The sequence below is a fragment of the Noviherbaspirillum sp. genome (assembly GCF_036846085.1).
GTDB lineage: Bacteria > Pseudomonadota > Gammaproteobacteria > Burkholderiales > Burkholderiaceae_D > Noviherbaspirillum.
Map to the genome: position 1 here is coordinate 1 of NZ_DAIUCO010000229.1, position 8,715 is coordinate 8,715.

Annotated in this window: 9 protein-coding genes; 8 read left to right on the forward strand and 1 reads right to left on the reverse strand. The window is 61.6% G+C overall.

Features of this window, described 5'->3' with window-relative positions:
- Positions 1-213: 213 nt before the first annotated feature.
- The 4 genes from V7080_RS20560 to V7080_RS20575 all read left to right on the forward strand — a co-directional run bounded on the left by V7080_RS20560 (position 214) and on the right by V7080_RS20575 (position 4,416).
- On the forward strand, positions 214-1,047 hold the full coding sequence (locus V7080_RS20560) for an undecaprenyl-diphosphate phosphatase (RefSeq protein ID WP_334190254.1): 834 nt from the start codon (positions 214-216) through the stop codon (positions 1,045-1,047).
- Positions 1,048-1,188: 141 nt separating this feature from the next.
- Positions 1,189-3,012, forward strand: a complete 1,824-nt coding sequence (gene recQ / locus V7080_RS20565) for a DNA helicase RecQ (RefSeq protein ID WP_334190255.1) — start codon at positions 1,189-1,191, stop codon at positions 3,010-3,012.
- Positions 3,013-3,117: 105 nt separating this feature from the next.
- Positions 3,118-4,002, forward strand: a complete 885-nt coding sequence (locus V7080_RS20570; protein WP_334190256.1) for a decaprenyl-phosphate phosphoribosyltransferase — start codon at positions 3,118-3,120, stop codon at positions 4,000-4,002.
- A 3-nt stretch (positions 4,003-4,005) separates the two neighbouring features.
- Positions 4,006-4,416 carry a divergent PAP2 family protein gene (locus V7080_RS20575; protein ID WP_334190257.1) on the forward strand — a complete coding sequence of 137 codons (411 nt, stop codon included), beginning with the start codon at positions 4,006-4,008 and terminating at the stop codon, positions 4,414-4,416.
- A 5-nt stretch (positions 4,417-4,421) separates the two neighbouring features.
- Here the strand turns inward: V7080_RS20575 and V7080_RS20580 are convergent, their stop codons facing one another.
- Positions 4,422-5,444, reverse strand: coding sequence for a LacI family DNA-binding transcriptional regulator (locus tag V7080_RS20580; protein ID WP_334190258.1), 1,023 nt, complete (start codon positions 5,442-5,444; stop codon positions 4,422-4,424).
- Positions 5,445-5,671: 227 nt separating this feature from the next.
- Here V7080_RS20580 and V7080_RS20585 point away from each other — a divergent pair, with 227 nt between their 5' ends.
- The 4 genes from V7080_RS20585 to V7080_RS20600 all read left to right on the forward strand — a co-directional run.
- The gene (locus V7080_RS20585) at positions 5,672-6,241 is read left to right on the forward strand and encodes a gluconokinase (RefSeq protein ID WP_334190259.1); all 570 of its coding nucleotides are present in this window, start codon (positions 5,672-5,674) and stop codon (positions 6,239-6,241) included.
- Complete coding sequence (locus V7080_RS20590; RefSeq protein WP_334190260.1) at positions 6,238-6,768, forward strand: TRAP transporter small permease; 531 nt, start codon at positions 6,238-6,240, stop codon at positions 6,766-6,768. Before V7080_RS20585 ends, V7080_RS20590 begins: the two co-directional genes overlap by 4 nt.
- A complete protein-coding gene (locus V7080_RS20595; protein WP_334190261.1) occupies positions 6,765-8,042 on the forward strand; it encodes a TRAP transporter large permease subunit in 1,278 nt (425 codons plus the stop codon). Before V7080_RS20590 ends, V7080_RS20595 begins: the two co-directional genes overlap by 4 nt.
- A 21-nt stretch (positions 8,043-8,063) precedes the next feature.
- A partial coding sequence (locus V7080_RS20600; RefSeq protein WP_334190262.1) for a DctP family TRAP transporter solute-binding subunit occupies positions 8,064-8,715 on the forward strand: 652 nt, incomplete at its 3' end.

Consider the following 8,715-nt stretch of genomic DNA (forward strand, 5'->3'; position numbering starts at 1 on the left):
GGGGTAGTGAGGTCGAGCTAACGCATTCGGTAGATCAACCTTCACACCCCCACCCTAGCCCTCCCCCCTGCAAAGGGGAGGGAAGCGTCAGTTTGTTGTTTGAACGAAATCCGTGCTTCGATCACCAGCACACCGCATACCAAACCCGCGCGGCGTCCTACCGGCGGGTTTTTTGTTGACCGTAACCGACCGTAACCATTTCCAACCCACGACATGGACCTTACTCTCGCGCTCAAGGCGCTCATCATGGGCATCGTCGAAGGATTGACGGAGTTCCTGCCGATTTCCTCGACCGGCCATCTCATCTTGACCGCCAGCCTGATCGGCTTTACCGGCGACAAGGTCAAAGTGTTTGAAATTGCCATCCAGGCAGGCGCTATGCTCTCCGTCTGCTGGGAATACCGCGCCCGCATCGCCAGCGTGCTGGCCGGCCTGTTCAGCGACCGGAAGGCGCAGCGGTTCGCCATCAATGTGCTGGTCGCATTTATCCCGGCCGCGACGCTCGGATTTCTGCTCCATAAAAATATCAATGCGCTGCTGTTTCACCCCGTGCCGGTCGCGATGGCGTTCATCGTCGGCGGCCTGATCATCCTCTGGGTGGAGCGCCGCAACCGGATGAACCCGAATCCGCCGCGGGTGCAATCGGTGGACGACATGTCGCCGCTCGACGCGTTGAAGGTGGGCCTTGCGCAATCGTTCTCGCTGGTGCCCGGCACCAGCCGTTCCGGCGCCACCATCATCGGCGGCATGCTGTTCGGCCTGTCGCGCAAGGCGGCAACCGAGTTCTCCTTCTTCCTTGCGATTCCTACACTTTTCGGTGCGTCCGCCTATTCGCTGTACAAGTCCCGCGACCTGCTGTCGATGGCCGACGTGCCGCTGTTCACCATCGGCACCGTCTCCGCCTTCGTATCGGCCTTCCTGTGCGTGCGCTGGCTGCTGCGCTACATCAGCTCGCACGACTTCACCATTTTTGCGTGGTACCGGATCGCGTTCGGACTGGTCGTGCTGGCAACGGCCTACACCGGCGTGGTGGATTGGAGCCATTGATGATGTGATGTGAGGTTGTCATTCCGGGCGCTGGGCGGAATGACAACGGCCTGCCTGTTGCGCCGGCAGAATTGCCGGCTGCAGGGACATAATCCCGGTCGACAGCTCCCGTCCCGCGCCGCATCCAACTACAATAGCGGGATGCCTGACCAGACCATCAGCGACCGCGCGCTGCACATCCTCCAGACCGTATTCGGTTACCCATCCTTTCGCGGCCAGCAAGCCGATATCGTTCAGCATGTTGCTCAAGGCGGCGACGCGCTGGTACTCATGCCCACCGGCGGCGGCAAGTCGTTGTGCTACCAGATTCCCGCATTGCTGCGCGACGGTGTCGGCGTGGTGGTCTCGCCTCTTATTGCGTTGATGCAAGACCAGGTCGATGCACTGGCCGAAGTCGGCGTGCGCGCCGCCTTCCTGAACTCCACCCAGTCGTTCGACGAGGCGATGCAGACCGAGCGCCGGGTGCGCAGGGGAGAAATCGATCTCGTCTACGTCGCGCCGGAACGGCTGATGACGCCACGCTGCCTCGAGCTTCTCGAGTCGTCGAAGATCGCCTTGTTCGCCATCGATGAAGCGCATTGCGTATCGCAATGGGGACACGACTTCCGCCCGGAATACATGAAGCTGTCGGTCTTGCACGAACGCTTCCCGGATGTGCCGCGCATCGCGCTCACTGCGACAGCCGATCCGCAGACCCGCGCGGAGATCGCGCACAACCTGCAGCTCGACGACGCGCCGCAGTTCGTATCGTCGTTCGACCGTCCCAACATCCGCTACCAGATCGTCGAAAAGGCGAATGCGCGCAAACAGGTTCTCGACTTCATCCGCGACGAACATCCGGGCGATGCCGGCATTGTGTATTGCCTTTCACGCAAGAAGGTGGAGGAAACCGCCGAGTTCCTGAACGCCAACGGCATTCCCGCATTGCCCTACCACGCGGGCATGGACATGCAGGTGCGCAGCGCCAACCAGGCGCGCTTCCTGCGCGAGGAATCGATGGTGATGGTTGCCACCATTGCCTTCGGCATGGGAATCGACAAGCCGGATGTACGCTTTGTCGCCCATCTCGACCTGCCGAAAAGCATCGAGGGCTATTACCAGGAAACCGGCCGCGCCGGCCGCGACGGCGCGCCTGCCGATGCCTGGATGGCTTACGGCTTGCAGGACGTGGTGCAGCAGCGGCGCATGATCGACGAATCGGAAGCCGGCGACACCTACAAGCGCATCCAGACTGCCAAGCTGGATGCCATGCTCGGCCTGTGCGAAACGCTCAACTGCCGGCGCGTGCGCCTGCTGGACTATTTCGGCCAGCCGTCCGGCCCTTGCGGCAATTGCGATATCTGCATCAGTCCTCCCGTCTCCTTCGACGGCACCGTCAAGATGCAGAAGCTGTTGTCATCGATCTACCGGGTCGAGCAGCGCTTCGGCGCAGGCCATGTGATCGACGTGCTGCGCGGCGTCGAATCCGACAAGGTCAAGCAATGGCGGCACGACAAGCTGTCGACATTCGGCGTCGGCAATGACGCCAGCGAGGCCGAATGGCGCGCAATCGTGCGGCAGGCAATCGCGCTTGGCCTGATCGAGGTCGACCACGATGCCTACGGCGCACTCAAGCTCACCGACCAGGCACGTCCGGTGCTGCGCGGCGAGCAGAAAGTGCAGCTGCGCGAATACCAGAAGCCGGCCCGGCAGAAACGTCAGGCGGTCAAGCCGAAGGGATACGTCGAAAGCGAGCTCTCGCGTGCCGAGCAGGCGATCTTCGAGAAGCTGCGCTGGTGGCGCGTCGAGACGGCGCGCAAGCACAACGTGCCGGCCTACGTCATCTTCCATGACGCGACGATGCGCGAGATCGCCAAGGCAAAGCCCGGCTCGCTAAGCGACCTGCGCAATATTTCGGGCGTGGGAGAGAAAAAGCTGGAAACCTATGGCGAGGAAATCGTGGCTGTGATCGCCAGCATGTCGTAGCAGCGGCATCAGACCGGCGAAACCGAAAAGTTTTGCCTGCATGGCAATTGATGAGAAAATTGCGGCTTTGCAACTTTTTTTATGCCGTTGGCACGGCTTCATTGCATGCGCGATCTCGCCTCCAGCTCTTCATCCATCTCCCGATTGCAGGGTCTTCTTCTTTTAATGCGCCCCAAGCAATGGGTGAAAAACGGATTCGTCCTTGCGCCGCTCGTTTTTTCAGGGGCGTTTCTCGATCCCGCCGCAATCAGGTCGAGCATGCTCGCGGTGTTTCTCTTCTGTGTCGCGTCGTCCGCGGTCTACGTGGTCAACGACATCTACGACATCGAGCAGGACCGGCGTCATCCCGTCAAATCCCGGCGGCGCCCGCTGGCCTCCGGGATCGTGACCATTCCGGTGGCAGTCGTTCTGCTGATGATGTTGTATGCCACCCTTGCCGTCGGATGGCTTTTTACGCCCCAGGTGGTGCTGGTCATTCTTTCCTATATCGTCATCAACGTCGCCTATACCCTCGCGCTCAAGCATCTGCCGGTCATCGACATATTCACGATCGCACTGGGATTCGTTCTCCGCGTATATGCGGGTGCGGTCGCGCTCTCCCTTCCCGTATCGAGTTGGATGTTCATCACCACCTTGTGTCTCGCGCTGTATCTTGCGGCCGTCAAGCGGCGGCAGGAACTGATGCATAGCGGAGATGAAGGACGCAAGGTTCTCGAAAAATATTCCGTGGCCCTGGTGGACCGTTATGCGGAAATGTCCGCCACCGGGGCATTGGTGTTCTACGGACTGTTCGTCATGTCGAGCAAGCCGCAGATGATTGCCAGCGTTCCCCTGGTGCTGTTTGGATTGTTCCGCTATTGGTATGTGGTCGAACAACTGGACGGCGGCGAATCGCCGACGGATGCGTTGCTGGCGGACTGGCAGCTCATGCTGACGGTCGTTCTGTGGATTGCCGCTTGTGCGTGGGCGGTCTGGCCGGTGGGGAAATAAACCATGGACCTGTCCTATCTGCTTACCCCGTTCATTGCCTGGCTCGTGGCCGGCACACTGAAGTTTCTCGTGAACAGCATCCGCGCGAAAAAATTGGCCTTCGGCCTGATCGGATACGGAGGACTGCCGAGCAATCACAGCGCCATCGTGGCCAGCATGGCGACGCTCATCGGCTGCCGCGAAGGGATTTCCCATCCGGCGTTCGGCGTTGCCGTCACGCTCGCCTTCATCGTGATCCTGGATGCCAACAGTCTTCGCCGGCATGTCGGCAATCACGCCAGGGCGATCAACCGGATCGCCGCCGATGATACGGCGCATACGATGCTGCGCGAACGCGTCGGCCATACGCGCGTCGAAATCGCGGCCGGCATCCTCGTCGGCGCGCTGGTTGCCTTCGCCATCTGCCGCCTCTGAAACAATCAGGTACTTTCCCGCAGCACCAGCGAAAAGCCGAGGTCGACTTTCGCCGGTTCCGGCGTTTCTCCACGCATCAGCTGCAGCAGCATCGAGGCAGCGGCATGGCCGATGTCGTAGCGCGGGGTCGCGATCGTGGTGAGCGCCGGGCAGATCCAGGCGGATGCGGCGAGGTCATTGAAACCTGCGACGGCAAGCTGCTGCGGGACGCGGATGCCGCGCCGCTGGCATTCGAAGAGTACGCCGTGCGCCAAGTCGTCGTTGCAGCAAAACACCGCATCGCAATCCGGCGCCTGCTGAAGCAGCCTGTCAAGCAGGCCCACGCCCATGCCGATGGATGAGGGCCGGGGATCGAGAACTTCGCCGATCGGGTAGGTAAGACCGGCATCGTGCAGCGCGGCGCGGTGGCCCGCCAGGCGCTCCATCACCCGGGGATCGAGCTGCGCCCCAAGAAACCCGATGCGGCGATAACCGCGCGAGAGCAGATGGCTGGTGATGGTCCGTCCCGCGTCGAATTGTTCCAGCCCGACGGAATACGCGGCCGAGTCGGAGAGCTCCATCATGTGCACCACCGGTACCCGGCTGGCTTTCAGCAACTGCCTGGTCGTATCCGTCTGCTCGAAACCGGTCACCAGGATGCCGTCCGGCGAATGTTCGAGATAGGCGCGCAACAGGCTTTCTTCTTCATCGGCGGAATAGCGGGTGTCGCCGATCAGCGTTCTGTATCCGGCGGTGTGCAGTACATCCCGTACGCCTTCAAGCAATTGTGTAAACACCGTGTTGGACAGGGAAGGAATCAGCACCGCGACGCTATCCGAGCGGGCGCTGGCCAGGGCGCGGGCAGCGCGGTTGGGCAGGTAGCCGAGTTCGGCGATCGCGGCTTCGATCTGCTTGCGCAACTCTTCCGATACGAGGTGCGGGGCATTCAACACCCGTGACACGGTGATGGAGCTGGTTCCGACGCGCTCGGCGATTTCGGAAAGCGTGACGCGGCCGGTTTGGGTGGGACGTGGTTTGCGGTTCGACATGGTGTTGGTTTTACCGGATTCAATCAGGGGCCGCAACTATCGCCGGGGCCGGCATATCCATCGACGGTCGCAGGGCAACCGCCCGCCGTCTTAACGGTTTTTGCTGCGCTGCGCCATCGAAACTCCTTTACAAACCGGCATCAGGGCATAAAATGCAGGCTTTGTTAGCGCTAACATTAACGTCAGCGCGGACGAAAAGCAATCCATTCTGCAAGGAAATCCGGCGTATGGCGGACTCTACTGAAAGCAAGCAATCCTTACCGCAGCGCTGGGTCGTCATGGGCGTGAGCGGCTGCGGCAAAAGCGCCGTGGGCCAGCTGCTGGCCGACCGCCTGGGGGTGTCCCATTTCGAGGGGGATGCCTATCACCCGCCGGCCAACATCGAGAAAATGGCGGCCGGCATGCCCTTGGACGATAGCGACCGCCATGGTTGGCTGATTCTGCTCCAGCAACGCATCGCCGATGCGGCGAATAAAGGCATCGGCCTCGTGCTTTCCTGTTCCGCCCTGAAACGGCGCTACCGCGACTTGCTCCGGGAAGGCGATCCCCACCTGCTTTTCCTGCACCTTGACGGCGATCGGGAATTGATTGCCGAACGCATGCGGGCGCGATCAAATCATTTCATGCCGGTCGCCTTGCTGGACAGCCAGTTTCGCGACCTGGAACGCTTGCAACCCGACGAATCCGGACTGGCGGTCGATATACGCCTGCCGCCGGAGGCGCTGGCCGGGCAGGCGCAGCAATATGCGAAACAACGGGGCATGACCGGCTCCGCCGAACAGGGAGAGAACGCATGAACGTATTGCTTCCCCGCGTCGAGCGCTTCGTGGAATGGCTGATGGGACTGGCGCTTGCCATCATGGTGGTGCTGGTCTTCGGCAACGTGGTACTGCGCTACGGCTTCAATTCCGGCATCGCGTGGGCGGAGGAGGTGTCCCGCCTGATGTTTGTCTGGCTGATCTTCCTGGGCGCCATCCTCGCCCTCCGCCAGCATGCGCACCTCGGCGTGGAGATGGTGCAAGCCAAGCTGCCCGTCCGGGCGCGCCGCGCATGTGCCATCGTCAGCCATCTTCTGATGCTGTATGGCCTCTGGCTTTTCCTGAGCGGAAGCTGGACGCAAACGGTCATCGGGCTGAACACCTATTCCACCGTACTGCGTTATCCCACTGCCTTCATGGCATCGGCAGGCCTGGTCTGTGCCGCCTCCATGATGCTGATCGTCGCGGTCAACCTGTGGCGCATCGTGCGACGGGACCCCAGGGCCATGGTGCCGGGCGATCCGCGGCATGCCGCGCCGATCGCGGCGGAAGGAGTATCGGAATGACGCTCGGCATCTTCCTCGCCGCCCTGGTGATCCTGATGGCGCTCGGCATGCCCATCGCCATCGCGCTGATGCTCACCGGCGTCGTACTGATGATCCATCTCGATTTCTTCGATGCCCAGCTGGTCGCGCAGAACATGCTGTCCGGCGCGGACAACTTTCCGTTGATGGCGGTGCCGTTCTTCATCCTCGCCGGCGAATTGATGAACGCCGGCGGCATCTCGAAGCGCATCATCAACCTGGCGGTCAGTTTCGTCGGCCATATCCGCGGCGGCCTCGGCTATGTAGCCATCGGCGCCGCGGTGTTGCTGGCGAGCCTGTCCGGTTCCGCGATCGCCGATACCGCCGCGCTGGCAACCCTACTGATCCCGATGATGCGCGACAACGGCTATCCGGTGCCGCAAAGCGCGGGACTGATCGCCTCCGGCGGCATTATCGCCCCCATCATTCCGCCATCGATGTCGTTCATCATTTTCGGCGTCGTCACCAATACATCGATCAGCGCGCTCTTCCTGGCCGGCATTGTTCCCGGACTGCTCATGGGCCTGACGCTCATCGCCGTATGGGCGATGCTGACGCCCCGCATGAATGTCACCGCGCAGCCGAAGGCAAGCTGGGCCGAGCGCAAGCATGCGCTGTTCGACGGCGTGTGGGCGCTGATGCTGCCGGTGATCATCATCGGCGGCCTGCGCGGCGGCATCTTCACGCCGACCGAAGCGGCGGTGGTGGCCGCTGTCTATTCGCTGCTGGTCAGCGTGCTGGTGTATCGCGAAGTGACGCTGAACATGCTCGGCAAGCTGCTGGTGGACGCATCGCGCACCACCAGCGTGGTGATGTTTCTGACCGCCGGTGCGCTGGTGTCGTCCTACATGGTGACCCTGGCCGATCTGCCGGCGCAGGTGATCGACCTGCTCGCGCCGCTGATGAATGATCCGCGCGTGCTGATGGCGGCGATCATGTTGTTGCTGCTGGCGGTCGGCATCGTGATGGACCTCACGCCAACCATCCTGGTGATGGCGCCGGTGCTGATGCCGATTGCCGTCAAGGCCGGTATCGATGGCACTTACTTCGGCGTGATGTTCGTCCTGGTCGGCACCATCGGCCTGATCACGCCGCCGATCTGTACCGTGCTCAATGTGGTATGCGGCGTCGCGCGGATCTCCCTTGAAAGCGCCACGCGCGGCATCTGGCCATTTCTGCTCGCCTACCTCGTATTGCTGTCCTTGTTCGTTGCTTTTCCCGGGATCATCACCGTACCGATGGCCTGGTTCCGCTGACACTATTTTTAGGAGACATCCATGAAAAAGATCATTCAATCAATTGCCATCGCGTTGGCATTCACCAGCGTTGCCGGCGCGGTCTCCGCCGCCGACTACAAACCCCGCATCATCCGCTTCGGCTATGGACTGGCGGAAGACAGCAACCAGGGCAGGGCGGTCAAGTTCTTCAGCGAAGACCTTGCCAAGCGCACCGGCGGCAAGCTCAAGGCGAAGGGCTTCGCCAGCGCCAGCCTCGGCAGCGATACGCAGATGCAGAATGCGCTCATCGGCGGCGCGCAGGAGATGATGGTCGGCTCCACCGCGACGCTGGTCGGCATCGTGAAGGAATTTGGCGTGTATGACTTGCCCTTCCTGTTCAACAACGAGAAGGAAGCGGATGCGGTGCTGGACGGTCCCTTCGGGCAGAAGCTCGCCGCCAAACTGCAGGAAAAAGGATTGGTTGGCCTGGTCTATTGGGAGAACGGCTTCCGCAACCTGACCAATACCAAGCGCCCGGTCACGAAGATGGAAGACCTGCAGGGCATCAAGCTGCGTGTCATGCAAAACCCGGTTTACATCGACATGTTCAACAGCTTCGGCGCCAATGCCGTGCCGCTGCCGTTCTCGGAACTGTTCACCGCGCTCGAAACCAGGACGGTCGACGGGCAGGAAAACCCGGTCAACACCATCC

Coding starts and splice junctions, on each gene's coding strand:
- V7080_RS20560 (WP_334190254.1), top strand. CDS start 214: ATGGACCTTACTCTCGCGCTCAAGGCGCTCATCATGGGCATCGTCGAA.
- recQ (WP_334190255.1), top strand. CDS start 1,189: ATGCCTGACCAGACCATCAGCGACCGCGCGCTGCACATCCTCCAGACC.
- V7080_RS20570 (WP_334190256.1), top strand. CDS start 3,118: ATGCGCGATCTCGCCTCCAGCTCTTCATCCATCTCCCGATTGCAGGGT.
- V7080_RS20575 (WP_334190257.1), top strand. CDS start 4,006: ATGGACCTGTCCTATCTGCTTACCCCGTTCATTGCCTGGCTCGTGGCC.
- V7080_RS20580 (WP_334190258.1), bottom strand. CDS start 5,444: ATGTCGAACCGCAAACCACGTCCCACCCAAACCGGCCGCGTCACGCTT.
- V7080_RS20585 (WP_334190259.1), top strand. CDS start 5,672: ATGGCGGACTCTACTGAAAGCAAGCAATCCTTACCGCAGCGCTGGGTC.
- V7080_RS20590 (WP_334190260.1), top strand. CDS start 6,238: ATGAACGTATTGCTTCCCCGCGTCGAGCGCTTCGTGGAATGGCTGATG.
- V7080_RS20595 (WP_334190261.1), top strand. CDS start 6,765: ATGACGCTCGGCATCTTCCTCGCCGCCCTGGTGATCCTGATGGCGCTC.